This window comes from Streptomyces sp. NPDC002520, assembly GCF_053595235.1.
The window spans coordinates 63299-88538 of the sequence record NZ_JBSFXG010000006.1; the positions used below are offsets into that span (position 1 = coordinate 63299).

The following is a 25240-nucleotide window of genomic DNA, read 5'->3' on the forward strand; positions in this document are numbered from 1 at the left end:
TTCGGGATGCCTCCAGTCGCGGCAACTCGGGCTCACCGTGCGGAGATCAGTCCCGCCCACCCCGATCGAGACGAGGACGCGCATGAACTGCAAGTGCGGAGCCAGGACCTACGAACAGCACCTGGCCGCAGCGGACGCCGGCTATCCGGCTCACGCCTTCAGGGGCTTCGTCTGGTCGCCGGCGGACCCGGGACAGACGCAGGCGCCCCCTGTTCCCCCGGCGTCCTGACGGCTATTGATCAGCGCCCCTTCTGCCTCCAACAAACAGGAGACCCCCATCCCCAAGCCTTTGCTGCTCATCGACGTCGACGGGCCCCTCAACCCTTGGATGGCGCGCGATACGCCTCCGGGATACGTCCTGCACCACATGCGGCCGAAGGCGTGGCTCGCTCAGCATCCGCATCTCCTGGAGGACGACGTCCCCGACTGCCCCGTGTGGCTGCACCCCGACCACGGGGCCGAGCTCCTGGACCTCCCTTTCGACCTGGTCTGGGCAACTACCTGGGAGCACGACGCGAACCGCTTCGTCGCCCCGCAGATCGGCCTGCCCGAGCTGCCGGTCATCACCTGGAGCGACCCGACCGACTATCCGTTGGACGGCCGGTACTTCAAGACCGCCGACATCGTCTCCTACGCCGCAGGGCGGCCATTCGCCTGGATCGACGACGAACTCGGCCGCCCGGACCGCGAATACGTCGCCAGGCACCACGGCAAGCACGCCCTGCTCCACTACGTGGACCCCGCCGTCGGCCTCGGCTTGGACGACTTCGAGGCTCTCGCCCGCTGGACCGACGAAGTCACCGCCGCCTGACAACTGCTCCGGGACGCTCGGCCCGCCGCACGGGCACGGCGACCGCCGGTCCGGTCCCCCTGTGGGGCGCATAGGAGCGAATTCCGCGTACTCGTCACCAGCAGGTCGGAGAGATCTCTACGATGTGATCTGGCCAGACACGTACCGCCGTAAGCCGTCTGCCGCGCGTCCACATCCGTGCGGTCTCACCGATGGCGAGGGTTTTCGGACCCCGTGCCGCGTCATGGTGCCCGTACTCCGTACTCCCCGCCGCGGCACGATGTGGGCGCCGAGCGCGCTGCGGCCGAGGACGACCCACATGACGAAGAAGCGCACCACTGCGCAGCAGCGGGCCCGAGAGATCCAGCACGCGCCCGGCTCCCGCCTTACCTACGGCCAGGCCCTGGAAACCGCCCGTCGCCCCCTCGACCCGGATCAGGCCCGGGAGGTACTGCGTGCCCTCGCCGAGGATGAACATCAGGACGTCTCCGTCTCCTGGCGTGACCGGCTCCGGGGTCATCTGGCCGCCACACAGGAGGCGGACTGGCCCAACATGGACCATGCCGTTGAGCTGAGTGACGACCTGTTCCGGCTGACCGGCCTGCCGGCCCCCGAGGACGGCCTCCTGGGCATCCCGCTGGCACTGAAGTTCTTTCCGCTCGCCCGTCTCCACAGCGCGTGGGAGCAGGGAAGCACGTCCGACTTCGCGTGTGCGTCAGTCGCGGCGCTCGCCGGCCCACTGCGTCACTTCCTGCGTCACCCGCACCTCCAGCGCCCACGTCAGGACGATGTGGTCTACCGAGTGCGGAAGGCGCCGACGACCGGCACGGCACGACGGCAGGTGAACGTCCACACCGTCGATGGGCTCTACCTGGAGGACGTTGCCTACCCCCGTCCTTGGGGCGCACCGAGCGCCCACGGGTACTACAGCACGGCCACCACCCGCGGCCGCGAGGAGCTGGCCCGCGCGGTTCTCGCGCACGCGCTCGGTGGAGCGGCACCGACCAGCCTTGCCTCCTGCGGCTCCTGCCACGGCAACGGCTGGCTGACGGCGCAGGATCCGGGGCACGGCCAGCACGTTCCCGCCTACCGACCGGACGTCGGGCCGGTGTGCATCTGCGCAAACTGCCACGGGACGGGCCTGCGCCCCCTTCCCGCAGGCGCCTTCGCCGCGGCGTTCATGCGGCGGTTGCAGGCACCGCGCGGTCCGGCCGTCTCCCGTAGCGAGATCCTGGAGTGGGCCGCGGCGCATGCTCCCGTCCCGCCGGCGCCTGACGCCAGGTGTGCGGAAGGTCTCCAGGGAGCCTACGTACAGCAGGCCGCCGCCGCGGTCGCCGCGGTCGGCTTCGGGGTCGGCGGGGACCACGGTCTGGAAGGGTACGAGCTCGATTTCGACGAACAGGGTGTGCTCGGCGGACACTTCGCGGCCGGCGGCGAACTGGTGCGCCAGCGTTTCGGGACAGATTCCATTCTCATGATGTGGTCCAGCGACCGCGGATGGGCGATCACCGGGTTCGGAGAAGTCCGACGGCTGCTGCCGGCCCACTGCGTTCCAGCTCCCGACGCGGTGGCTCAGGCGCTTCTGGAACCTGCGACCGTTGAGGGAGACAGCTGGTCTGCCGGCGTGCAGCGGCAGCCTCTCGACAGCGATCCCTACATGGCTGTCCTGCAGTATCTGGTGCCAGCGCGCCTGTAGTTGAGCGGCCCGTCACCTAACGACCGGGCCCGCAGCGACCGACGGCCGCGGGCCCGGCAGGGTCATCCGGTGTGTGCGGTACTGGATGCATCCGGCGCCGCTGCGCCGCGGATGATCTCCTCCGTCTTCTCGGCACCGTACTGGGCGACCAGGTAGGGCACCTGCCGGTGCAGACCGCTGTTGTTGACCTCGTCGGCCGCCTGGCGGCCCGCCTCGTCGTACATCACATCTCGTCGGCGGCGTCCGCGTCGTCGGCCGCACCGGAGGCGTTGCACGCGTCGCTCGCGTAGCGCGCGGCGGCATCATGCACGGCCTCGTCGAGGTCGGCCGGGTCGACCTGCAAGGACTCGGCAAGCTGGAGAAGGCGGGCCGAGTTGGCACTATCCTCGGCGTCGAGGGAGACGTCTGCTTCGATGTCCACTTCGAGCTCTTCCGAGCTGTCCTCGTCCTTCTCCCACGCGCTCAGTGCCGCCTCGACGGCCTCCTCGCCGTTGACCCCGCGGAAGGTGCCGCAGTATCGCGACCAATCCTCCTCGGTGGGCAGCATCGTCCACTGGTCGTCGTGGAACACCACGCCACGGAGGCAGGCCACGATGATCCACACGTCGGGGCACGAGTCGGACCTCAGCGCCACGACGGTGAAGGGAGTCTGGGACTTCCAGCGGAGCATCTGCGCCGCGGTGGTGACGTAGTGGGAGCCGTATTCGGTCCGGACAAGGTCTCCGGTCCGGAGCATCGACAGGATCAGCTTGCGGTACCGGTCGGCTTCGCCGAGGCGCTGGGCGTCCTCGTAGCTCCACACATCGTCCTCGTGCCCGGCGTTGCGGTACATCATGACGATCACGTCCCTGATCGTCATGGGGTCCGCGTCGTCGAGAACGTCGATGACGGCCTGGCGGCTGAGCGGGGGGTGGACCGTCGAACCGGACTGCGTGGTGGTGCTGATCGCGTCGATGTTCAGGAGTTCTCCTCGTTCCGGTGGGCGCCCGCGCTGAGGGCCGCGGCAATGAAGGGCCGGGCGTCCGACGCTGTCGGGCATGGGGCAGCGCCGTGCGCTGAAAGGGCAGGGCAAGCGAGAAGCTCGGCCCGCTGTCCTTGCGGTTCGGCGCTAAGGGCCGAACCCCTTTGACGCGTATAATTTTACGCGCATTACTGGATGACGTCAAGTTTTACGCGTGGATTGCGGTGCTGCTGGCGCGCCCTCCAGTGCTCTCATCCGGTGCCATCGAGGGAGGCGGCCAGCGCGGCAAAGTGGTCCCGCCCGGCCTGGTGCCGACGCATCTCCCGGCGCTGGCGGATCTCGGTGCGCCGCAGCTTCTCCAACTCGCCCCGGACGCTGTGCCGCCGACTGGCGACACGCTGCTTGCCGGCGGCGATCTGGAGCGCCTCGCGGTCGGGCCGCGCCAGGTAGTGCAGAGCGAGGGCGCGCAGGACGGCCGACGCGCGGGCGCTCGTTGCCGCCGGGGCGGTGGTGTAGCGCCCGTCGCCGATCGCCACCCTCGCCGGGAGGCGGGGCGGATAGGTAGGTGTGATCGGATCGCGGCCGCCGTGCCTCCACGTCCCCTCAACGGTTATGCCGTTGATCTGCGGCATGCCCTCATCCGGCCGGCCGTCGGTCCCGTTGGCGAGGGTTCGGCCATAGGAGATGCTCAGGCCCTGGGGGATCACCTCGTCGTCATAGGGGTCGGGGCCGACGGTGAAGAGTCCCCGGGTCCGCGGTCCGGTGACGGCGTACACGACACGGCCGTGGGAGGCGTCGACTTCCAGTTCACGCACGCTCAGGGTGCCCATCGGGGTGCCGTCGCCGGCGACCAGTGACAGGTGCTCCGGTGTGGCACGTGCGTGGCGGGCAGGTGGCTGGCGGCGTCTGCTGAGGCCGCTGATCTGCCGGCTACGCGCTCCTGCCGCCGCCCGCGCGGCGCGGGTCTCGGCGAGGCTGGCTGCCAGCTGGTCCAGCGTGCGCTGCTCATGGGCGACCTGGCTCGCTGCGTCGCGCAGCTCTGCGGCCCGTACGAGGTCAGCTCGGTCGGCTCGCCCGCGCCAGTGCCGGACGACGGCCTTGACCACCGCTTCCAGGGTCTCGCGGGCCCTGTCTGGAACACGGCGCGTGTCGAAGTTGCCCAGGAGTACCGATACTCGGGACGCCAGGACAACGGGCGGAATCCGGTCCGGGTCCAGGAGTTCGCTGGCGCCGTGGATGCGGACGCCGTTGACGACCGGCTCGTCGGGGCGGGGCGTGTATGGCCGGACCGGATCGGTGCCTTCGCCGAGATTGACGTGGACGAGATGCCGGCCGATCGGGCCGTCCTGGGGACTGTAGGGGGCCACGACCAGCGTGCCGCGCAGCCGGCGCCCGCGGACCCGGTAGCGGACGCGTCCGTGCTCGAGGACCTGATGCGTAACGGCGGCGTCCGGATTTCCGGGCAGTCCCAGCTTCAAGACGGTGAGGTGCATCGGGAAGTTGGGCGGCCTTTCTGTACCTGTACAGCTCTGCTGGGATTCCGGCGCCGGCCTCACCGACCACCCTTCGGTGGTCAGGTTTTACGCTTCGTCCGCGAGGCCCTGTCAGTGCCCGCTGGCACAGTGGGGAACATGGCCGTCACGATTGCCGCGAGTGCGTCGGACCAGGCGATCGACACGGTCGATCGCCTGCGGGAGGTGCTGGTCGTGCTGGTCAGCACGAAGTTGCGCGAGCGCGCGGATGCCCTGCGCGTGCTGCTGCCCGAGCGGCCGGCGGACGCCGAGTGTCGCCTTCAGTGGTGGCGGTCTCTGGACAGCGAACAGGCCCGTCGGGCAATGCTCCTGGACCATCTGAGCGCCCTTGCGGGCCACCTGGTGGGCAGGCCCGCGCTCGGTTATGACGCGGCGGACACGTTGCCGGAGGCGGCGCTGCAGGAGGCGGAGGGGTTCGACGAGGACCTGTCGGAGCTCATCAGCCGGTACCGGCGCGCACGAGACGCCTCACCGTCTCCAGCAGGAGCGCACCGAGGCCGGTGAGCGGCTGAACATGGGCGACGTCGACGCCCTCGTCCACCGCTCGGCTCACGTGCGGCCGGCCGCCCAGTCTGCGGCCATGCGGCGGATGTCGCGCACGGCCGTGTCGATGTCCTGGTCACCGCGTACGAGGGTGGACAGGGCCAGGCGAAGACCGCTGTCGAAGCGGGCGTCGGCGGAGTCCTGTGGCGCCGAATGTGTCGTCACCCCGTCACCGGTATGCCCGAGGTCCATGGCCGCCTTCCAGACGCGGTGGGCCGTTCGCAGGCCGTGCTGGGCCACCAGACGATCCCACAAGCTCGGGAACGGGGCGTCGAAGCCCTGGTCCGGGTGGTCGAGGAGGGCCGCGATGCACGCCGGTTCGGCCGGCACCAGGGGGAGATGTTCCTGCCCCGGGTCGTACACCGCGATGGCGCAGCTGACGCCCTGGCGCTCCGGGCGGGTGCTGAACGAGGTGAGCGATGCGACGATGTCCTCGGCGGCGCCCCGGTCCGGGATCGGGCCGATTCTCGTGGTGCCGCCTCCCGGCCGGACCACATGGACGGCGAGTTCGGATCTCTCGGTCACTGCTGCTCCCTTTCGTAGCGGTGGGCGGAGGCCGGACAGATCCGGTTCAGTCGGTGGCGGTGGAGTAGCGGATGGCAGCCTTCTTGGACGCCCGACGGCCCCGCTGCCGCCTGGGTCCCGAGGCGTGGGTGCCGCTTGCGCCGGAGCGGCGCAGGCCCTGCACGGCCACCGCGCGGGCACGATTGCTGGTGTAGTCGCTCAGACGGGGCTTCATGGTCCTCACTCTCTCTGGCTCGTCTTCGTTCACTAATTTACCCGACTCAAGACATGCGGTCAAGTTTTACGCTTCATCGTTGTTGACGCGTAAAACTTGACCACGCTCGGATCGATGGGTAATTTAGTGCATGTGTTCGGTGCTTCGCCGGACGGCCGGAGTGAATCGAGGACTCGTGAACCCTGTGGACGATCTGCTGGCGGACATGATCCGCCGGTACCCCTGCCTCGTGGCCAACCGCACGCAGGCGCTCCACGACGCCCTGGTCGTAGCCGGCAACGGCCTGGAGTGGCGGGACGGACTCCTCGTCAACCGCGTTCCTGAATCCCGGAGCTGCCGCGAGAGCCACATGGGGCGCCGCGCCACCCCGGAGGAGATCGAGCTGTACGCGCAGGCGGGGCTCGAGCTTTCGGAAACCAGCCGCACCGGCATCTGCGCGGCCGAGGACCTGCGTGCCAACGCCTCTCAGCTCGCCCTCACCCCGGGGCCCCTCGACCGGGCCCCCTATCCGCCGTCGCCGCGACTGCCCATCTTCGAACTTCCGGACAACGCCCACGCGACCTGGCGCCGGGCGGCGCACGAGATCGCAGCCGTCGTCGGCCCTCTGTGGCTTGACCCTCCTGCCGCCGAACTCACCTACGAGAGCCGCTACATGGAGCAGCAGCGTGCGGCGGGCATCACCCTCCTGCGTGAGCGCTTCCCGGGCTGCGGCACTGAACTCCGCCGATAACTTGCACAGTTCGCCGCAGCCGCGGCCGCGCCAGGCTGCTTCGCCGGCCGAGTGCATGCGCCCGTCCCTGAAGCACAGCCCTGAGGGCCAACTGGTCTCCGTCTGACCAGCTGCACTCCTGCGCCGGGAGGACATCGACAGCCTCCCAGCCCCCTTCCCCCGAGTTACAGGAGCAACTTGACCACGCACGCCGCCAGTTCGCCTGCCGCCCCCGACACTTACCTCGGTGTCGAAGTGCCGGAGGAGATCAAGAAGAACTGGTTCCGCTGGGAAGGCGCCTCCTGGCGCCGCATGCGGTACCTGGGCACGAACAACCCCTTCCCACCCGACGAGCGGTACACAGTCCGCATGCCAGCGGGGATGTGCGCAACCCATCGTGAGCACTGGCTCGGGTACCGCAACATGGACTTCGACCCGGTCTCGGGCAACCGGTGGCCAGGCGGCGCCGGCTCCCCCTTCAACCCGATCGGCCGCGACCTGGCCCGGGTACGCGAGGAGCGGCGGTGTGAATGGGACGAGAAGGCCTCAGAGCAGATGCGCCTCATCGAACGCATATGCCTGTCCGGGAACTCACCGCAGTGCAGCAAATCGGAGCCCGGGCACCGCCCCGCGTCCTGAGCCGCCGACCGAGCAGTCCCGGTCATGCCGGGCCGCTCCGCATGGAGCTGAGCCTGACGGCCTGTTCGGCTTGGCGTAGCACCTTCGCCGCCACCTGCCGGGTGTCCTCGAGGACGTCACCCCGTTCTTTCACGAGCTCGGCGTAGATCGGAGCGTCCGTGTGCTGCTCGGTGGATGTGGTTTTCTGATGGGTCACTTCGCCGTTCACTCCCCCGTCGGTAGCAACGAGCGGGGAGTCTACGGTGCAAGCGTTTCCGCCGCGCTCCCCGGTCCCCGCCGAACCCCGCCAAGTCGGCGCGTATAACTTGACCAGAAGAGGGCCGCTCGGGTAAATTAGCGCCTGTCGGAAGGCACTCCGCGTCGCACCGTCAGGGCTACCACCAAGAGTGCCCGCCAGATTTTCACGCCCCCTCACGGCCGACCCCTCGCCAAGAGTGACGCGTGAAACTTGACCTACAGGAGGTTCTGTTTGCCCGCCAACAACCCCGATGACGTCCAGTGGTTCGGCTGGGAACTCCACTACGAGGGCGGGAACAGCGACAAGTTCTACCGCTTCATGGTCACCTTCCTCCCCACGCCTGCGGCTGTCGGCCTGCACGGCGGACGCGGCAGCAGCGGTGCCATCGGGCTGATCGAGACCGGGGCGGACGCCCAGGCCGTCATCCGCAAGGTCATCGACAGGACGCGGGACAAGGAGAACAAGGGCTACACACTCACCCGCGGATTCACGACCTTCACGGCACCCGCTTCCCTGTCCGACCCCGCCTCGCTGCGGGAGAACGCCCCCACCCTCGCCAGCCGCTTCGGCCTCGCCGCCGTCGAGCAGGGCACCGAGGAAGGCGACCCCGCCTCGATCCCCACCCGCCCCCTCTGATCCGCCCACCCCAGAAGTCAGGAGCCCCTTGAGCTCGATCGCCCAGCAGATGCGCCAGCGCCTCAACGAGGAGCTGAACAAGCCCCGCACCAGCGGGCAGCAGACCACCGCGCCCAAGCGCCCCGCCCCCGCACCGGCCTCCTCCCTGTTGCCGCCACTCGGCCCGCAGACCCGCCCGAACGGCCGGGTCTACCACCCGCGCCTGATCGGCGACCTCGAGGACCTCGCGTTCCTCCGCGATGCCCGTGACCACGGCGAGCACGTCCTGCTGACGGGACCGCCCGGCACCGGCAAGACGGCCCTCGCAGAAGCCGCGTTCGCCATGGACGCCACCGCAACGCACACCGGGCTCGAGACCATCGTGGGCACGGAGGACACCACCGAGGCCGACTTCCTCGGCACCTTCGTCCAGAACCCGGACAGCGGCGTCTTCGAGTGGGTATCCGGCCCCCTGACGCGCAGCGTCGAGAACGACGTGCCGCTCCTGGTCGACGAGATCGCCCTGATCAACCCGCGGGTCCTGGCCGTGCTGTACGCACTCATGGACGGCCGCGGCGAGCTCCTGGTCCCCATGAACCCGTCGCTTCCTCCGATCAAGGTCGGCACGGGCTGGGCCGTCATCGGTGCGTGCAACCCCGACGTACCCGGGGCCCACATGAGCGACGCCCTGCTGAGCCGGTTCCAGCACCACATCGAGGTGACCACCGACTGGGACCTCGCAGCCGATCTGGGTGTGCCCGCAAGCCTCATCACGGTGGCCAGGAACCTCGAGACCCGCACGAAGCTGGAGACGCCGACGTACGACGGCTGGATCCCGCAGCTGCGCGACGTGCTCGCCTTCACCGAGGCATCCAGCCGCTACGGCGAGGACTTCGCGGTCGCGAGCCTGCTGCGCAAGTGCCCGGCGCAGGACCGCGCCGAGTTCACCGCCGCGATGAAGAAGTCCTTCTCCGTCGGCGCCCCGCTCGGCCTGGGCGCCCGCGCCCGTGCGGGGCGCCCGTGATCTCCGTACCGCAGGAAGCCGCCGTCGCCGCGCAGCCGGAGGATGACAGCCTGGTCGAGGCCCGCGAGGCCCTGGCCCGCCGTCTCGGCTCCGTCGTCAACACCCTGGCCGAGCGCGATGACGTGCTGCTCGACATGGTGTGGGGCCGCGATGACACCCCCGCTCCCGCGTGGTTCGACCCTCAGCTGGTCCAGGTGACCGTCAACGGCTCCGTCGCCCTCGACGCGGACACCCACCCCGACGACGTCGACCCGCTCACCGTCTCCGGGCGTCTGCGTCACCCGGTCCTGCTGGGCATGACCTGCCACGAGGCGGGCCACGCCCGCAGTACCCGCTGGAGTGGCTGGGAGGCGGCGGCAGGCCGCGCTGCGGTACGCGCCGCCGAGCTCCTGGAGGAGCCGCGCATCGAGGCACGTCACCTCCACGAACGTCCCGAGGACCTGGTGTTCCTGCGGGCGTGCGCGCAGCACATCGTGCTGCCGCCCGCCACCGGCCCGGCCCATGCCGACCGGTGGCGGGCCGCGGCCAGCGCCGCCCTCATCCTCGGCCGGGTCGACGCGGGCGTGCTGAGCAGGCGCGAGGCCGAGCCCGTGCGGGCCGCTGCCGAGAAGATCCTCGGCCCGAAGGACCTCGCCTCGCTGCGGACGCTGTGGCGGCGGGCCCTGAAGCTGGCCGACGGCGACCAGGCCGGTCTCCTGCGCGTAGCGCGCCGGTGGGTCGAGGTCGTGGGGGTCGACGAGGACGACGAGCTGCCCGGTGCCGGATGCGCTGGCGGCGATCCCGGCCCGGCGTCTCCCGGCGCTCCTGGCGACGACGCTGGCGCCTCCGATGGACACGAGGACGCGCTCGGCGCGGCGGTGGCCGCCGTGGTGAAGCCGGTGTCCGTCGCCGCCCAGATCCAGACGGGCGCGCTGGTCGACCCGGAGGAGACGCGCCGCAACGAAGAGGCGGCAGCCCGCGCCCAGCAGCGCAAGCAGGCTGAGGAGTCCGCACAGCGCACGGCGCAGGATGCTGCCCGCCGGGTGTTCGCGCCCGCGCCGTCGTCCGTACAGGCCCCTCCGTCCAGTCCGGTCTGCGGCCGCCGCGCGCCCAGTGCGGAGGAGCGGGTCGCCGCTCGCCGTCTCGGCGCTGCCCTGCTGGCAGCCCAGTTCCGTGAGCCGGACCGCATCCGGGTCGCCTCGGCCGTACCGCCGGGGCGTCTGTCGGGCCGGGACGCGATGCTCGCCGTCGCGCAGCGCTCACGGAAGATGCCGGTCACGGCACGCCCGTTCCGTACGAAGGTGCGCCAGCACACCGAGGAGCCTGCGGTCGCCGTCGGCGTGGCCGTCGATGTGTCCGGCTCGATGGGCCAGTACACCTCGATCCTGGCCTCGGCATCGTGGATCTTCGCTCACGGCACGCACGAGGTTTCCGGAACGGCCGCCACGGTGGCCTTCGGGTCGGCAGTCACTCCGATCGTCTCGCCCGGCCAGCGGCCTACCCAGGTGACCGAGTTCACCGCGAACGACGGCACCCACCGCTTCACCGAGGCGGTCAACGCCCTGGACGGCGCGCTGCATCTGGCGCGTCCCGTCGGTGCTCGTGTGCTGGCCATCGTGTCCGACGGCCACTGGGAGCCGGTGGAACTGCGCGGCGGCCAGCGGCTGGTACAGCGGCTCAGGCGGGCGGGCGTGCACGTGCTGTGGTTCTGCCTCGACCCGCGCTCGAAGGTCCTGCCCGGCGCGCACCGGGTGCCGGTCCGTGACGTCGCCGACATCCCGTCGGCCCTGAGCAGCGCGCTCGTCGCGGCCCTGCGCAACGCCTGACCTGATCACCGGGGCGGGGCAGCGAGTGCCCCGCCCTGTTCCCTCCCCGCGCCCGCCTCGCGGCCGGCGCACGTCATGCCCAAGGAGTCCCATCCGTGCTCACGCAGGACCAGGCCGTCGCGTTGGCCCGTAACTTCCGGGAGGCCGGGCCCGTCGGTGAACTCGCCGTGCAGGGGCCGCCGTCCTGTTTCGCCCGTCTGCGTCTTCGGCTGGGCGAACTGCTGGCCGAGAGTCAGGGCACGGAGGCCGCCCTCGGCATGGTCGACGGTCCCGACGACGTCCTGATGGACCGCGGCAAGGAGGAGATGGCCACGATCACCCGTGAGCTCGCCGGCCTGCACGCATGGGCCAGCGAGCAGCCGTGCGCCCCCGAGGCGTGCGAGTGCCGCGCCGACCGGCTGCTGCGGCGCCGGCTCACCGAGGCCCGCCTCCCCGAGCAGACCGGCTACTTGCCCACGTCCCGCCGTCCCGTCTGCGTCCTGGCCGGCTACCCCGAGCCCCGGGACGACGGCAGCGTGGTCTACGCGGTCATCGACCACCGCAACAGCATCGCCCACGCCGTCCGGGTCCACCGTGGCTGGCGCGCCCGCCTTGTCACCCGGAACGACGAACAGGCCGCGGCGGACACCCAGCTCGTGTACGAATCCCCCGGCTACCCGGACACCGCGGTCTCCGATTACCGCGCCGACACCCAGGCCTGCGCCGACGCGGTCCGCGCGGCTCTGCGCTCGGCGGACATCCGGCTCCGCGCCGTCGACGACGAGCTCTGACGACTGGAGCACGTCCAGGAGGCGGACTCTGTCCACAGGGCGCCGACTTCAGGCTCGTCATGCCATCGACCAGTCGTTCCGCCGACCGTTCGCGTCGGCGGGCGACCACCTGAGCCGGGAGGCCCTGTGTCCATCGGAAGCACCGCCCTGCGCGTCGCCGTGCCCGTCACGGTTCTCGCGTTCGCCTTGACCGCGTGCGGCGGCGGGGACGAGCAGTCCTCGTCCGGCGCCAAGCCCTCTGCCAAGGCGAAGGAGGCGACCGTCTCCACCCACGAGCCCTCCGGAGGCGAGCGCGCGGCGGGCCAGAGCGCGACCGGCACCGTCAAGGAAGGCGACCAGAACGTGACGTACGAAGTGGTCGCCGAGAAGGTCGACGTGGGGACGGAGGCGGAGGCGCAGCGCCTGGTGGCGGACAAGAGCGCCGCGAAGGGCCTGGTCCTGGCCGTCGCCCACGTGAAGTTCACGCACAACGCCGGCCAGCCGCTCTCCGACACGCCCGACGTGAACGACGGCACGACCATGTGGGCCGACGGCAAGCGCACCGCTTTGCTGATCGGCGCCTCCAACGACGGTCCCGGCTGCGAGGACCCCTACGACATCGAGGGCTGGAAGCAGGGCGAGAGCCACACGCTGTGCGAGTCGTACCTGATCCCGGCGAACTCGAAGTCGGTGGAGGTGCACTGGTCAGCGGGCGACCGGAGCGACCCGTACATCTGGAAGTTCGCGTTCAAGGGCTGATCCATCGTCCGGGTACGGCAGTCGCCGTCCTGGCACGCAAGTCGTTCGTTGTCCTCAACTCGTGCTGATCGCAAGGAGAATGCCGTGCTGGGCGTCGTCGCCGTGCTCGACGTGGTCTTGACCCTCTTCCTACCGGTGCTGACGGGCGCCTATCTCGCTTTCGCGAAGTCGCCGGCGGGTCTTCTTCGGCGCCCGCCGCAGGATCCGAGTCTGGTCCGTGGGCGCATCAGCCGGCTGCGCGTGGCTCTGGTCGCGGCCCCGCTGGTCTGGCAGCCGATGGTGGGAACGCAGCTCCTGGTCGAGCGGCTGTTCGGCGTGGTGTGCGTGCTGGGCATCGGCATGCTGCTCGGCACGCTCGCGCGGTTCATCGCGGCCAGGCGCCGGCGGGACCGCGCGGTGTGAGCGCCGCGCCGTGCCTCCTTCGCCCCGGTCCGGCTGCGCTCCACAGTCCCGGCCCGGGGCTGCTGGGTCTTCGGCCCGGACGTTCCCCCGCACACCACACCGGCCGCTCACCCGGCCCCGACCGAACAGGAGGACAGTCATGAGGGATATCAGCGGCCTCGAGGACGCCGAGCTCACCACGGAGGAGCTGGCGGAAGTCCTGGCCAGCGGCAACACCGTGGACGTGTTCTTCGGCGACGTCTTCGTCTTCCAGGTCTCGCTGAGCGGTGTTGCCGTCCTCACCCGCCGCGAGCTTCTCCCCGAGGAGGTCACCACTTTGACCGAGGGCATGGCGGAAGGCTCCATCCTCCTCAACCCGGCGCCACGCGCGGAGACCCCCGTCTGTATCGATCCTGGTCAGGTGGCGCTGTTCGACCGTGTCCTGACCGCGCGCCGCCGGCTCGTCGGGCCCTGACACGGCCTGGAGCATTCTCGGGGAAGCAGTCAGAAGAGGACGTTGTCGCTGGTCGGCGGAACCGCGCGTTCTGTAGTGGGCGGGCGATAGTGGATCTCGGTCCAGCCGGCGCGGCGGTAGACCGTCATCTCGTCGCAGCTCGGGCACCGCACGGCCCAGTGTGTTTTGCACCAGTAGGGGCGGTGCTGGACGGTCACCCACTTCGAAGGCCTTCCGCGGGCTGCCCGCTCGGCTCTCACCCGTGAGGGCGGCGGCGTGTAGAACGTCGTCCCGATGGCGGTCGACAGCGGCCCGGGATAGGCGCACGTGGGGCAACTCGGGTCGAAGTGCGTCATGAGCAGCGCCGGTTCCCACCGCTTCCAGCGGATCTCGCCCAGTTCCGGATCGGTTCCGGGCAGCGCCGGCAGGATTCTCCGCTCGGCCAGTGCGAGGTCCTGGGGTATGTCCATCCCCTCAGTGTGGGTGGCGGCACTGACACCGACGATGCCCGCGGGTCCCTCCCCCGCCCCGGACGATGCGCGTCAGGCGACCGGGTGCGTGAGTCCCCGGCCATGGCGGAGCCCCAGGTCGAAGTAGCCGCGGACGAGCAGGGACATTTCTCGGCCGAGGTGAGCGTCGTGGCGGCCTATGGGGTACCAGGCGCCGCACACGCACTCGCTCTCAACTCCCGTCTGTCCGGACCGGACTCGGCTGGTGGGGTGGTGCCCTGCGACGAGGACGGCGACGCGCTGGTCCAGGTCGGCCGGGACGACGGGGGTCGGCGCGACGTCCTGGGTCGTGTAGTGCCAGGTGACCCACTCGCCCTCGTCCGGCGCTCCGGGGTCGTCGTCGGAGCTCCACTCCTGGGTGTGCCGGGTGCCGGCCACGGTGTGGAACCGGATGGTCTGACCGGTGTCGGGGTGGACGGCGCGATGCCAGATGTCAGGGTGGCCCGCCGACAAGGTGCACTGGGCGGTCAGCGCGTAGTGGGTGACCGGGCAGGGCCGGGTGTGCTGTGCGGTGGGCATGATGCTCCTCGAACGAAATGGAGGGATGCGGCAAGCCGCTCCCGCCGGCGTCCCGGTGCGGCATTCACCCGAACGAGGGACAGCGATCGCGGGGCCGAAGGGGCAGGCTCAGCAGGAGGCAGGAACAAGCGGACGCTGACAGATCGGGACATGCGCCATGGACGATGAAGCTGTCTACGGGCCCCAGGTCGCCTGCTACTCGCGGGAACAGGCCTTCGCGGAAGGCCTGTTCATCCCGGTCCCGCCTGCAGCTGCCTCGGCCGCTGGCATCGGGATGCCGCTGATCATCACCGCCGACGCGCGACGGGAGTTCGTGGCCGGCACGGACGGTGGCGAAGACAGGCGGCTGCAGGCGGTGCTGTCCGCGGTGGCGCGTGCCGTCCAGCAGGAGCAGGATCCCAACGAGGTGTGCTTCGTCGTGCGGGCAGAGGAGTTGCCCTCCGGCGAGTCACCCACGGGTGCCGACCAGCTCATCGCCATCACCGAGCCTGGTGATACGGGTGATCCCATCATGACCCTGATGCTCGACCACGAGATGTGAGAAGCGGGCCTCTGGCAGGCGCTGCGCCCCGGCGTCCAGCCCGCTCAACTCTCGTCTTGCCTCATGCTGCGGCGAATCTCTTCGACGAGGACGCCGTCCTCTTCGCTCAGGCCGAGGTATTCCCACGAGATACCGGCCTCGGCGAGCACCTCGGCCATGGTGGCCCTCCCGGGGTACTGGGCTTCAAGACAATCCAGCTCGTACGTGCGGGCCCTGATGCGCTCGATGGACGCGAGGTGCGCAGCTTCGGCCGCAGCCGCTTCATCGGCCCGCGCACCTGCCTCCTCCATGGCAATGCGGGCATCGATCGCCTCACCCTCAAAGACAGCGAAGGCCATGCTCACGACCTCCGGCACATCCAGGTCGGGTCGCTCGGCGTGGATCTGGCGGAGTTTGGCCTCCAGGCGGAGCACAGAGTTCTCCGGCAGGACTTCGCGTGCGGAGTGCAGGATGCCGCCGAACTGGGCGTCGAACTGGTCAGTCATAGACGGGAAACTAGCCGTGGCCGCATCTCGTTACCAGCGCCGCCCTCACTCTGGAGCCCCTCGCACCGGGCCGTGAATGCCCCCACGCGCCCCGGAACGAAGGCACGGTCATGTTTCGGCTCGGTCAGCACTGCGCGACGCGCTCAGATGGCCAACGGCGACGCTCCGGCACACTGATCAGCTGCCCGAGAAGTCGACGTCGTTGATGTCGAAGTTGAAGTCGTCCGGGACGAATCCGCCGTAGAGGCCTCCGTTGAAGTGCTTGGCCAGGGCCTCCTTGATGATCTGCTCGACCTCGCTCTCCTCCGTGGCCCGCGCCAGGGCGGCGACCTGAGATCCGGTGAGATCGATGTGGGCATCTTTCGCCCGGACTGCGTCGGAGCCCCGGATGTCGAAGGTGTTCGCCCGGCCAACCCGGGCGCCGATGCCCGAGCGGTCGCCGCGGGCTTCCATTTCCCGGGCCCTGCGTTCCCGGCCCCGGGGGGTGGTCTGGACCTCGGTGGCGTCCCGGTGAAGCCGGTCGGCGAACTTGACGGGCTTGCGGGTGCCGTCGATCCAGCGCTCCACCGTTCGGGGGGTGACACCGTAGGCGGCGGCCATGGCCTTCGTGCTGCCGTTGAACTTACGGTCGCGCACGTGGGCGGCCTGGGTCGTGGAGCGCACGGGCGCGGTCCGTGAGGGGAAGAGGAACTCCTTGACCCGGGCGTTCATGCCCAGCCCCTCGATCTCCTCTCCCTGTCCCTGGTTGTTCCCGCTCACGGCTGCGTGTCTCCGTTCTCATCGGTGTCGGCGTCGGGAATGAGCGTGCCGTCGGTGGTGTAGGCGTGGACGAGGCGGGAGGGGTGCAGAGCAGACTCCATGACCTCCCGGACTGCGCTCATGGGGATGCTCGCCTCGTGCTTGGAGGAGCCGGGGGCGATACCGAGGCGCAGTACGCCGGCGACCGGCTTGTCCTTCTCGGGCGGGGTGAGCAGTTCCAGCGGCGACGGCTTCGCGGTGGCGTAGAGGTAGGAGTCGACGTTGACAGCGAAGGGCGCCCGGCCGGTCTTCTTGAAGGTCTTGCGCATGCGCCGGTGGCCGGCGATCCGGGCGGCGGAGATGATCTGGAAGCGCAGCGCGGGGTTGTAGGACCAGTGGGCGACGACCTTTTCGAGCCAGGTGTCGTCGTCAGGGTGGGACTTGCGGGCGGAGTCAGCCCACTTGCCGATGCCACCCTTGTAGATCTGCTTGTAGAGCGTGGCGAGGACCAGGGCGTCGGCGCGGGCGGTGTCGCCGGGGTCGATGTCCTTGTGCGTGGCGTACGCGGCAAGGAACGTCTCGGGGTCCTGGCCGTCGGTGAGGCCGAGCTCGGCGTAGACGCGCTTGTAGGCCTCACGCAGCCGGATGGTCCATTCCTTCAGGACCGGAGCGGTGCCCTGCGGGCGTCCCTCGTCGTCCTTCAGCGCGGGCAGGAGGGCGTCGGTAATGGTGGCGGGGTCGAAACCGTATTCGCTGGCCATGTAGGCGACGGTGGGGGTCGCGTACCAGCCGGGGCCGGTGGGCGCCATGCCGTGGAAGGTCGCGGGATGGGGCAGCAGGGGGTCGGTCTCGATGCCGGTGAAGTCGCACCACCACAAGCCCGCGGTCTTCGCCGACCAGGCCGGGCGGCTGATGTGCTCCAGGGGGCCGACGGGCAGCGGCAGGGTCTGGGTGACGGAGAGGTAGGAGGCGCAGACGTCGACGGCCACGGCCCATTCGAGTACGGCTTCGTCGTCGGTGAGCGGCCGGGCCCACCACTTGAAGTCCTCTTCCTCGCAGACGGCTTCGCCGCGGTCGAGCAGTTCACGAGTGAACGGATGACGGGCCCCGGCGGCCTGAGGAACGGTGGTGTCTCCGGAGGGGAGCGCGCCGGGGCGCAGCCGGCTTTTCCACTCCCCGTCGTCGTCCTCGTACGGCTCGAAGCGGGGGCGGACGGCCTCCAGGAGCAGCATGCTCGAGGTGGCGGGGGTGACGCCGGGGCCGATACCGATGTCGGAGACGAAGGTACGGATCCGGCGGGCGAGCGCCACGGCGTCGAGTTGGCCGCCCGGGAGGGCGGCGAGGGTGGCGAGCATCCCGGTGGTGGTCTTCTGCTTGTCGTTGCCCTGGCCGAGCCAGGGGGTGACGACGATCCGCAACGACGTCTTCGATCCGCCGGCCGCGCCCGCCCGGCGGAAGGCGTGGAAGACTGGCCCGATTTCCTCGGACACCTCCATGCCGACGCTGGCGGCCGCAGTGTCCAGCTTCTTCTTGAGGGCGGCCAGGGCCTTGTCGGTGGTCGGCAGGGCCGCGGGCAGGCCGAGGGCCTTCAGCGCGTCGGGGGTCAGGCACACGATGCCGTCGCCTGTGCGGCCCGCGTCGTGGATGCGGTCGATACGCAGAGGGAGGCCGGTGCCGAGCCAGTTGAACCAGTCGGTGAGCTTCGTGCCGGCGGGCGGTGGAACTTGGGGGATGTCGAGCGTCCATCCCTCGGCGGTGGAGTCGAGGACGACGGCAGGCCACCGCCGCGGTTTCGTCGATGCCGGAGCGGCCGGGCGGTTGGCGGTGCGTGGTGCGGGCCGGGCCCCGCGGCGCGGCTGCCCTCGGTAGGCGGGGGCCGGCGGGTGGCTGGCGGGGTACCTCACGGGCTGCGCCTCGGGTGCGGGAGCGGCTGGCTGGACCGGCGGGGCGGTCTCGGCCGGTGCACTATTGACCGCGGTTTCGTCGGCCTTCTGCTGTTCGGCGCGCAGCTTCTGGCGCTCGATCGCCTCGGCGCGGGACTGGGCGGTGCATTCCTTGGGGCACCGCTTCCAGCGGTGCTTCATCTCCCCGCCCTCCTCGACCCATACGGAGACGTAGCCGGGGCGGGTGCTGCCGATGCAACCGGCGCAGCCGGCCAGGCGTACCTCAGCCATCGTGTGTTTCCGCCTCTCCGGTCGTCGTGGTCGAGGTGATCAACGGTCCTGCCGTTCCGTGGCAACGCCGAACAGCTGGTGCACGTGGTCGAGTTGGGAAGCCGCTTCAGCCTCGGTGGTGCGGGCGGTGTGGTCGGCCACGCGGAGGCGTTCGAGCTCGTTCTCGGCCGCCTCCTGTATCCGGGCCGGTGTGAGCAGTGGGCTGCTGGCCAGGCCAGGGATGTCCTGGGCCAGACGGCGGAGCACAGCGTCGATCGCGGGCTTGTTTCCAGTGGGGTGGTCGGCCGCGCGGGCAAGGTTGGCGGCCATGGTCAGGAAGTTCACGCGTTCCGAGCCGGGCACGAGGATCCGCTGACTCAGGGGCCAGTCCGACCGGGCCAGTACCGAACGGGCGGCGCGGAAGGTGCCGGCGGTGAGGGCGGAACATACGTACGCGTTCCGGGGGGCGCTGCTGTGGTAGTTGCGCACTTCGTCGCGCCGGAGGCTGGAGAGGCGTGTGGCCTCCAGCGGGGTGCGGAAGAAGGCTTCGCACACCACTCGGATCGTCTTCTGGGCGGTGGGGGCGCCGGTGAGGGCGAGTGTCTCCAGGACCTGATCACGAGCCGCTTTCAAGGGCCGGCCCGTTGCCGGGGGCACCGGGTCGGGCTGCGAGGTGAACAGGAGCGTGTCCCACGCTTGTTCGGCGCTGTGCAGGTGCGGGCGGAGGTCTCCGAGGGTGGTGAAGTCCCGCGCCTGTGCGGCGTCGCGCATGTCCCGGCGCAGTTGTTCCATCCGCTGCTCGAGTGCGTCCAGGGCTTCGTTCACACCCGTACCCTACCTGAAAAGTCCCTGACTTCTACCAGAGTTTCCCAGATTTGGGCGCCGTCATCCACAAGGATCCGTCACCCCCGGAACGGGTGCAGGCGTGCAGCCTTGCCGCAACGGCCGCCCCGGGGGTGCAGGCGGGCTACTTGCCCTTCGCCGCCTCCTTCAGCTTGGAACCCGCGGAGACCTTCACGGCGTAGCCGGCCGGGATCTCGATCGGGTTACCGGTCTGCGGGTTGCGGGCGGTGCGGGCGGCGCGGTGGGTGCGCTCGAAGGTCAGGAAGCCGGGGATGGTGACCTTCTCGTCGCCCTTGGCGACGGTGTCGCCGACGATGTCGGCGAACGCAGCCAGGACGGCGTCGGCGTCCTTGCGGGTCACCTCGGCGCGGTCGGCCAGCGCTGCGACGAGTTCCGTGCGGTTCATGTGGGTGGCTCCGTTGTTCGTTCTTGCCTGTGCGGCTGTTGCGTCGGTCATGCTGCCAGCCCCCTCTGACATTCAGGCGGGAGCGGCGCTGCACGCCACCCTAGCATGCGTAAAACTTGACATTATATTTTCCATGGATCTAGTTTTACGCGTCAGCGGGGTGATTGTGTCCTCCCGCTTCCCACAGCCAGCCGCCCGCAGCGGCGGCTTCCGGGTCCGGCCCGCTCAGCCCTTGCCCTCTGGGCGGGCCGGACCATCCCCGTCTCCGGAAGGACCACCACCATGACCTCGCCCGCCATAGCGTTTCTCCGGCGGCCCCGGTTCACGTTCATCCGCACGACCGCCCCGGCACCGGCCGAGCGGCCCCTGCTGCAGGACGACGCCTGGAAGGCCATCGCCTTCGCTGTCGACCGCGCGGCCGCCGACGTCCTTCCGCTCAGCACGGTCGGCGCCTGCGACATCGTCGCCGGCCACCGTGCGCTCGCGTCGCTGGTCGGCGGCCAGTTCCTGCTCGGCCGCGTCCACGCCCGCAACGAGCGCTACATCGACGAGGCCCAGACCCGCCGGGAGCGCTACCGGCGGCGGCGCGAGGTCGCGGATCTGCGCCCGTATCTGAAGGCGTTCCGCAAGGCGATCGACTACGCCCGCGCGGTCGCCGAAGGCCATCCGGCATCGGGCAGGCCGCCGGCGCTTCTCCAGCCGGGCGCCGATCTCCCGCTGATCCAGCGCTTCCGACAGGACCGCCAGGTCCTGTCGGACATCAGCTGACCGCCCAGCACACCCGGGAAGGTGGGACATGAACGCTTCTGACCCGTACGCCGTGCCCGCGGCTTCGGCCGCCGCGCTGCGTGCCGCGCTCGCCGGCGTCCGCGCCGCCACGGACGCCGCCTGGACCGTCGCACTCGCCGTGCTGGCGGATGCCTCCGGAGGGAGCATCCACCAGTACAACGGGCTTCGTGGCGCCGCATACAGCGTGGTCACCTCCAAGGTCGGCAGGGCGAAGATCGTGCCGGACTCCATCGGCGAGCGCGCCGAGCTCCAGCTGTACGTGAATCCGACGGCGTACGAGCGCATCCGCGAGCACCTGCTGGAGGAGTGCCCTCACGACGAGGAGTGCGACTGCGAGGACGATCCCTGGCCCGCGCTGACGGAGCTTCCGCGGGACGTCGATGTGGAGATCCTCGACCTCCGCGGTGATGTCCGCGGCACCGTGAACCGCGCGCCCTTCGGGGCAGGCCCGGTCACGCTGGCCCTCGTCGACGAGAGCGTCTGGCAGGCCGCCGAGGCGCTGCGCATCGCGACGTCTACGCCACACCCCGATTCCGAGGAGTCGCCGTAGCCGCGGCCGCCGGCCCGCGACTCGGGCCCCGATCCGTCCCAACCCGCTCAACTTGCTGGAGGAATCGCCATTTCGGAACTGGAAGCCCTGCATGATCTCTTCGACCGCCTGGGCAAGGCCCTGGCCGACGTCTTCAACGCCGAGGAGATCGAAGGGGGAGGCTGGAGTTACTCCCTGGGGTCGAGGCGAGCAGTCCACGGCTCTCTCCGGCTGGTCCACCCTTCCGGACTGGGCATCGCCGTGTACCAGCGCAACAGCCACGAGCGGCTGACGGTGGAAGGGATCTTCCCGAGCGCGTACTACGGAGACCGGCCGCCAGCGATCACGGTCGGTCTGCACCGTCCGCCCGGGCCGATGGCGAAGGACATCATCCGCCGGGTCCTGCCCGGATACCTCGCGAAGATCGGAGCGGCTCTTGATGCCGCCCGGGAAGCCGAGCGGGACAGGCAGGGCCGGATCGCCACGAACCGGCGCCTTGCCCGGGTGCTGCCGAACATCTCCATTGGCCCGACCCCCGTCCACGAGGCCACCGACCGGAAGGTCTCCTACTGGTCGGGGGGAGTTGACAGTCTCTCCCCCTGTCCGGCCATCGCACCCGGTCAGGTGAAACTGAGCAACGACGGCCAGGTCATGGAGATCAAGCTGACCGATGTACCGGCCGAACTGGGGTTGCAGATCTTGAGCCTTCTGGACCCACGTCGCGTGATGGAAGGAAGGATCGCTCCCCGCGTGGCCAGCCGGGAACCGGTGGAACTCCCGGCCGCCACGCAGGTCATCACCGGCGAGGTCGTGAAGGCGCGCACCGGCGAACCCCTCGGCCTCGATCGCGCTCTTACCTCCGGACCCTAGCCGCCGGCGAACGCCGACAGGATGCCCACCCCCACCCTGGCCGCGTATAACTTGCCTTGATCACTCATTCAGGGTAACTTAAACGCGTCATCCGGTGGGCTTCGAACCGCCTATGCGCGACGTACTCCCCGGCGACCGCAGCCCGCCGTCCGGTCCCCCTCACCCGCCGGACGGCATCCTCCGACGGGCCCGCCCAACCCCCGGCGGGCCCGTCGGCCCTTGGCTGGCCGGAGTTGACGCCCCTGCACAGCCTGATCGCCTCAAATCTGCCGAGCCCTGCCCGCCGATCGACTGCGGGCTCCCCGAAAAGAGGGGCCGCCGCCCCCGACTCCCCCTCAGGAGGTGACGTTGACACCCCAACCCGCCACGACTCGTCATGACACGGAGATTCCCGGCTTCGGCCGGTTGTCCCTGCTCGTCACCACCTTGGAGCACGGGCACGTCCGGTACGTGGTGCGTGGCCCGCATGTACGCGGGACCTTCGTCGTCATTCCCGAGGCCCTCTACAACGGCACGGTGCTGCCGAGCACGGTGAAGGTCCAGTTCGGCGACGACGCCGACCCCGTAGGTGATGACCTGTCGTTCTGGAGTACCCATCGACCCGACGAGCCGGTCGTGTTCAACGTCCGGCTGCACGGATGGACGGAGAGCATCAACCCGGACGACCCGCCTTCGAGTTACTTCCTCGGCCCTCATGCCCACAACCTGCGTGACAACGGCATGCGCCGTGAGCTGAGCTCGGCCATCCGGCGTCGCGCGGAGGCCCTGGTCCGGGCAGTTGTAGTGCACTGGGCCGCGCTCCCCCACCGCCAGGACCTCGTCCTGGCTGCCGTACGCCACCGGGCCGTCAAGCTCGCTGAGCACGAGGCCGGCAAGGCCGCAGAACTCGAGGCGGAAATGGCGCGTGTGCAGGCCGACCGGAAGCGGATCCGTGACCGGCTCAACGCCGTGCTCGGTGTCGTCCGCCGTCGTCCTCTTCCTGTGCGGCCGGCCGATCCAGCCCCGGTGAAGGTCCCCATCGTCGACAACACGGGCCGGTCCATGGGTGTCCTGACGGTCCGCGAAGTCGCAATCAGCGATGTGGTGCCCGGGACCGTGGTGTACGAGGTGTCGGGCGCCCGCGTCGAAGGCCGGTTCACCGTCGGCCGTGACCGTTCGCGGCCCCGGCCCATTCCCTCTGGTGTACGCGTCACCTACGGCCATGTGAGCACGCGCAGCCCCTACGAGGTCAGGCAGGACCGGGAGCCGACGGTCAACGGTGTCCTCCTCGGCGGCTACTGGAACTGGGATGCCCGCACGGACGACATCACGTCCACGGCGCCCGCCCGCCTGCCCGCTTTTGCGCACAGCGGAGTCCGGGAGGGCATGTCCCCTTCCTCGGCGACCGAGCGCCGCGCATCCGCCGTGCTGCGCGCTCTGGCACTTCGGTACCTGGCGCGCCGGGACGTCGCCGCCCTCCAGCTGGCCGCCGCCCAGGGCGAGGCACCGGAGCGGTTGCGGGAGTGCCGACAAGCGCTCCGCGAACTGCGTGAGAACTACCGCACGCTCAAGGCCGCGGCCGCCCGGCACCGTGACCGTGAAGCGCAGTACCGGGCCCTAATCGGCTGATCTTCTGGCCCTCCTTTGATCATTTGCCACTATCTGAATGGAATTGCCCATGTCTCAACCCGCCGTCCGTACGCCCGGTACAGCGCTTCCGTCAGCAGGGCAGGCACGGCCCTGCCCCCTGGAGGCGGGCGTCCTGCGATCCGCGGCCGAAGGCCATCTGTACTGCCTCACCGTGCACGGCTCCGCGGCTGGATTCGTCGACCTGCGCGGTGAGCGCCCCTCCTATCCCTGCTCCGAGTGGGTGTTCAGCGCACTCTGCCTGGGCTGGATCGCCCCGTCGTCTCGGGGGTCACGCCTCCAGATCACCGACGCCGGCCGGATCGCCCTCGCCGAGCTGGACGACGCCCCGTCGTCCTCCGTGCCGAATCCACACCCTCGCCGAGGGAGCGCGGTGCCGATCCAGTCGTAGCAACAAATCGATCCCCTGAAGAGGCTCCTGCATGCCCCCTGCCCGAGCAGGTCGACGCCCTGCTGCCCAGCGTCAGCCGGGTCACGAAGCAGGCTCTGCACGACCTCGGCCTCGTGGAGTACCGCGACGGCACCGGCCGTATCCAGCCGACCGACGGGTCCACGGGCCTGCGCGGTCCGATCCACAGGACTTTCGCACCGGGACCGGCCGGCGCCTGGCAGCCGCCGAACCAGCCTCCCGGTGACCATGGCGGGCCCTGTCGCACTCCGCAGGCGCCGTTCCTCCGCTCACGACGACGGCAGAGGAATCCGGCCGACCGCGCCAACGAGTGGGCGGCGCTGCCGTACGGTCCGTGGTCCGCGTCCTGAACTGCCATCCTGAGCCCCATGGACTCCGTCGATGCCGACCTGCTGCGGGTATGGCCTTCCGAACTGCGCACCGACCGCCTCCATTTGCGCCCGGTCACCCCTGAGGACTCGTCCCTCATACGGGAATTGCTGACCGATGCGCGGGTCCGGGCGTTTCTGGGTGGCCACGCGTCGGAGGAGCGCGTCGCCGCCCAGCAACGCGCCTATCCGTCGGCCCCGGGCACGTGGACCGTTGCCCTTGCCGACGGCGGAGCCGCGATCGGCCTCGTATCGATCAGCGCGGATCACCGCTGCGCGGGCCGGGCCGCAGTCTCCTACCAGCTGCTGCCCTCGGCCTGGGGCCAGGGCCTGGGCCGGGAAGCGGTCGGTGCGGCGGTCGGCTGGTGGACCAGGGCGGTCCCGTTCGGCGGCCCGGTGGTCGCGGTCACGCAGGCGGCGAACACCGCCTCACGCCGTCTGCTGGAGTCACTGGGCATGGTGCTGGTCGACGAGCTCGAGGAGTTCGGCGAACAGCAGTGCCTCTACACCCCCGACGGCGGTGAGGACGACGCGGATCTTCGCTGGGCTCGGCTGCTCCTCGCGCGCCAGGACGAGGTGGAGCGGCGGCACGGTGCCCGGGCGCGGGCCACGCCGGCGGGCCGCAGTCTCCCGGACGATCTGAACGCCCTCAGCCCGCACAACTTGGCCCGGCTGTGCCCCGCGCGCCACGGTGCCTACGGCCGAATCTGCGCCCACAGTCAGGGGCACAGCCCGGAACTTCACCTTGGCCGGGCGCCCGACGGAGGGTGGATCGCCTGGCTGGGAAGCGCCGAGGAGTGACTCGGTGATCGCCACGGCCG

32 protein-coding genes are annotated in these 25240 nt (G+C 70.2%); 19 read left to right on the plus strand and 13 right to left on the minus strand.

The window, feature by feature from the left end; translation table 11 throughout:
• Positions 1-328 precede the first annotated feature (328 nt).
• Positions 329-811, plus strand: coding sequence for a hypothetical protein (locus ACWD5D_RS11495; protein WP_450704995.1), 483 nt, complete (start codon positions 329-331; stop codon positions 809-811).
• Between the two features lie 298 nt (positions 812-1109).
• Entirely contained in the window at positions 1110-2486 is a 1377-nt protein-coding gene (locus ACWD5D_RS11500) for a hypothetical protein (RefSeq protein WP_450704851.1), read from the plus strand.
• Between the two features lie 62 nt (positions 2487-2548).
• Here the strand turns inward: ACWD5D_RS11500 and ACWD5D_RS11505 are convergent, their stop codons facing one another.
• From ACWD5D_RS11505 to ACWD5D_RS11515, 3 genes are all read right to left on the minus strand, one after another.
• On the minus strand, positions 2549-2710 hold the full coding sequence (locus ACWD5D_RS11505) for a hypothetical protein (RefSeq protein WP_450704852.1): 162 nt from the start codon (positions 2708-2710) through the stop codon (positions 2549-2551).
• Positions 2710-3525 carry a hypothetical protein gene (locus ACWD5D_RS11510; RefSeq protein WP_451372597.1) on the minus strand — a complete coding sequence of 272 codons (816 nt, stop codon included), beginning with the start codon at positions 3523-3525 and terminating at the stop codon, positions 2710-2712. The genes ACWD5D_RS11505 and ACWD5D_RS11510 overlap by 1 nt, the downstream gene beginning before the upstream one ends.
• A gap of 173 nt (positions 3526-3698) precedes the next feature.
• Positions 3699-4940, minus strand: coding sequence for a hypothetical protein (locus ACWD5D_RS11515; protein WP_450704854.1), 1242 nt, complete (start codon positions 4938-4940; stop codon positions 3699-3701).
• Positions 4941-5078: 138 nt separating this feature from the next.
• Here ACWD5D_RS11515 and ACWD5D_RS11520 point away from each other — a divergent pair, with 138 nt between their 5' ends.
• Entirely contained in the window at positions 5079-5483 is a 405-nt protein-coding gene (locus ACWD5D_RS11520) for a hypothetical protein (protein WP_450704855.1), read from the plus strand.
• A 45-nt stretch (positions 5484-5528) separates the two neighbouring features.
• Here ACWD5D_RS11520 and ACWD5D_RS11525 read toward each other — a convergent pair whose 3' ends face one another.
• Positions 5529-6047, minus strand: a complete 519-nt coding sequence (locus ACWD5D_RS11525) for a hypothetical protein (protein ID WP_450704856.1) — start codon at positions 6045-6047, stop codon at positions 5529-5531.
• 46 nt (positions 6048-6093) lie between these two features.
• Positions 6094-6261 (minus strand): hypothetical protein, encoded by a 168-nt coding sequence (locus tag ACWD5D_RS11530; RefSeq protein WP_351221504.1) that lies wholly within the window; start codon positions 6259-6261, stop codon positions 6094-6096.
• Between the two features lie 175 nt (positions 6262-6436).
• Between ACWD5D_RS11530 and ACWD5D_RS11535 the strand changes: the two genes are divergently transcribed.
• Positions 6437-6991 (plus strand): hypothetical protein, encoded by a 555-nt coding sequence (locus ACWD5D_RS11535; RefSeq protein WP_351221505.1) that lies wholly within the window; start codon positions 6437-6439, stop codon positions 6989-6991.
• Between the two features lie 177 nt (positions 6992-7168).
• Entirely contained in the window at positions 7169-7609 is a 441-nt protein-coding gene (locus ACWD5D_RS11540) for a hypothetical protein (RefSeq protein WP_451372598.1), read from the plus strand.
• A gap of 22 nt (positions 7610-7631) precedes the next feature.
• Here the strand turns inward: ACWD5D_RS11540 and ACWD5D_RS11545 are convergent, their stop codons facing one another.
• The gene (locus tag ACWD5D_RS11545; RefSeq protein ID WP_451372599.1) at positions 7632-7805 is read right to left on the minus strand and encodes a hypothetical protein; all 174 of its coding nucleotides are present in this window, start codon (positions 7803-7805) and stop codon (positions 7632-7634) included.
• A 273-nt stretch (positions 7806-8078) separates the two neighbouring features.
• Between ACWD5D_RS11545 and ACWD5D_RS11550 the strand changes: the two genes are divergently transcribed.
• From ACWD5D_RS11550 to ACWD5D_RS11580, 7 genes are all read left to right on the plus strand, one after another.
• Positions 8079-8483, plus strand: coding sequence for a hypothetical protein (locus ACWD5D_RS11550; protein WP_450704859.1), 405 nt, complete (start codon positions 8079-8081; stop codon positions 8481-8483).
• Positions 8484-8511: 28 nt separating this feature from the next.
• Positions 8512-9486, plus strand: a complete 975-nt coding sequence (locus ACWD5D_RS11555) for an AAA family ATPase (RefSeq protein WP_450704860.1) — start codon at positions 8512-8514, stop codon at positions 9484-9486.
• Positions 9483-11291, plus strand: coding sequence for a VWA domain-containing protein (locus ACWD5D_RS11560; RefSeq protein WP_451372600.1), 1809 nt, complete (start codon positions 9483-9485; stop codon positions 11289-11291). Before ACWD5D_RS11555 ends, ACWD5D_RS11560 begins: the two co-directional genes overlap by 4 nt.
• A 95-nt stretch (positions 11292-11386) precedes the next feature.
• On the plus strand, positions 11387-12061 hold the full coding sequence (locus ACWD5D_RS11565; RefSeq protein ID WP_450704862.1) for a hypothetical protein: 675 nt from the start codon (positions 11387-11389) through the stop codon (positions 12059-12061).
• 126 nt (positions 12062-12187) lie between these two features.
• Positions 12188-12799: a hypothetical protein gene (locus ACWD5D_RS11570; RefSeq protein WP_450704863.1), complete on the plus strand. Its 612-nt coding sequence runs from the start codon at positions 12188-12190 to the stop codon at positions 12797-12799.
• A gap of 84 nt (positions 12800-12883) precedes the next feature.
• Entirely contained in the window at positions 12884-13201 is a 318-nt protein-coding gene (locus tag ACWD5D_RS11575; protein WP_450704864.1) for a hypothetical protein, read from the plus strand.
• A gap of 139 nt (positions 13202-13340) precedes the next feature.
• Positions 13341-13655 carry a hypothetical protein gene (locus tag ACWD5D_RS11580; RefSeq protein ID WP_351221514.1) on the plus strand — a complete coding sequence of 105 codons (315 nt, stop codon included), beginning with the start codon at positions 13341-13343 and terminating at the stop codon, positions 13653-13655.
• A 29-nt stretch (positions 13656-13684) separates the two neighbouring features.
• Here ACWD5D_RS11580 and ACWD5D_RS11585 read toward each other — a convergent pair whose 3' ends face one another.
• Complete coding sequence (locus ACWD5D_RS11585; RefSeq protein WP_351221515.1) at positions 13685-14104, minus strand: hypothetical protein; 420 nt, start codon at positions 14102-14104, stop codon at positions 13685-13687.
• Between the two features lie 72 nt (positions 14105-14176).
• The gene (locus ACWD5D_RS11590) at positions 14177-14662 is read right to left on the minus strand and encodes a hypothetical protein (protein WP_451372601.1); all 486 of its coding nucleotides are present in this window, start codon (positions 14660-14662) and stop codon (positions 14177-14179) included.
• A gap of 157 nt (positions 14663-14819) precedes the next feature.
• On the opposite strand from ACWD5D_RS11590, the gene ACWD5D_RS11595 reads away from it, so the two are divergent.
• Positions 14820-15203 (plus strand): DUF6573 family protein, encoded by a 384-nt coding sequence (locus ACWD5D_RS11595; RefSeq protein WP_351221517.1) that lies wholly within the window; start codon positions 14820-14822, stop codon positions 15201-15203.
• A 44-nt stretch (positions 15204-15247) separates the two neighbouring features.
• Here the strand turns inward: ACWD5D_RS11595 and ACWD5D_RS11600 are convergent, their stop codons facing one another.
• From ACWD5D_RS11600 to ACWD5D_RS11620, 5 genes are all read right to left on the minus strand, one after another.
• Positions 15248-15688, minus strand: a complete 441-nt coding sequence (locus ACWD5D_RS11600; RefSeq protein ID WP_351221518.1) for a hypothetical protein — start codon at positions 15686-15688, stop codon at positions 15248-15250.
• 177 nt (positions 15689-15865) lie between these two features.
• Positions 15866-16447: a hypothetical protein gene (locus ACWD5D_RS11605; protein WP_351221519.1), complete on the minus strand. Its 582-nt coding sequence runs from the start codon at positions 16445-16447 to the stop codon at positions 15866-15868.
• Positions 16444-18600 carry a hypothetical protein gene (locus tag ACWD5D_RS11610; RefSeq protein ID WP_450704867.1) on the minus strand — a complete coding sequence of 719 codons (2157 nt, stop codon included), beginning with the start codon at positions 18598-18600 and terminating at the stop codon, positions 16444-16446. Before ACWD5D_RS11610 ends, ACWD5D_RS11605 begins: the two co-directional genes overlap by 4 nt.
• A 39-nt stretch (positions 18601-18639) precedes the next feature.
• A complete protein-coding gene (locus ACWD5D_RS11615; protein WP_450704868.1) occupies positions 18640-19404 on the minus strand; it encodes a hypothetical protein in 765 nt (254 codons plus the stop codon).
• Positions 19405-19546: 142 nt separating this feature from the next.
• On the minus strand, positions 19547-19828 hold the full coding sequence (locus ACWD5D_RS11620; RefSeq protein ID WP_351221522.1) for an HU family DNA-binding protein: 282 nt from the start codon (positions 19826-19828) through the stop codon (positions 19547-19549).
• A 282-nt stretch (positions 19829-20110) separates the two neighbouring features.
• On the opposite strand from ACWD5D_RS11620, the gene ACWD5D_RS11625 reads away from it, so the two are divergent.
• From ACWD5D_RS11625 to ACWD5D_RS11650, 6 genes are all read left to right on the plus strand, one after another.
• Positions 20111-20596, plus strand: a complete 486-nt coding sequence (locus ACWD5D_RS11625; RefSeq protein WP_450704869.1) for a hypothetical protein — start codon at positions 20111-20113, stop codon at positions 20594-20596.
• A gap of 28 nt (positions 20597-20624) precedes the next feature.
• Positions 20625-21167, plus strand: a complete 543-nt coding sequence (locus tag ACWD5D_RS11630) for a hypothetical protein (protein ID WP_450704870.1) — start codon at positions 20625-20627, stop codon at positions 21165-21167.
• A 240-nt stretch (positions 21168-21407) separates the two neighbouring features.
• The gene (locus ACWD5D_RS11635; RefSeq protein ID WP_450704871.1) at positions 21408-22016 is read left to right on the plus strand and encodes a hypothetical protein; all 609 of its coding nucleotides are present in this window, start codon (positions 21408-21410) and stop codon (positions 22014-22016) included.
• Positions 22017-22364: 348 nt separating this feature from the next.
• Positions 22365-23624 carry a hypothetical protein gene (locus ACWD5D_RS11640; protein WP_450704872.1) on the plus strand — a complete coding sequence of 420 codons (1260 nt, stop codon included), beginning with the start codon at positions 22365-22367 and terminating at the stop codon, positions 23622-23624.
• Between the two features lie 49 nt (positions 23625-23673).
• A complete protein-coding gene (locus ACWD5D_RS11645) occupies positions 23674-24033 on the plus strand; it encodes a hypothetical protein (RefSeq protein ID WP_450704873.1) in 360 nt (119 codons plus the stop codon).
• A 386-nt stretch (positions 24034-24419) separates the two neighbouring features.
• Positions 24420-25220, plus strand: a complete 801-nt coding sequence (locus ACWD5D_RS11650; RefSeq protein WP_450704874.1) for a GNAT family N-acetyltransferase — start codon at positions 24420-24422, stop codon at positions 25218-25220.
• Positions 25221-25240 lie beyond the last annotated feature (20 nt).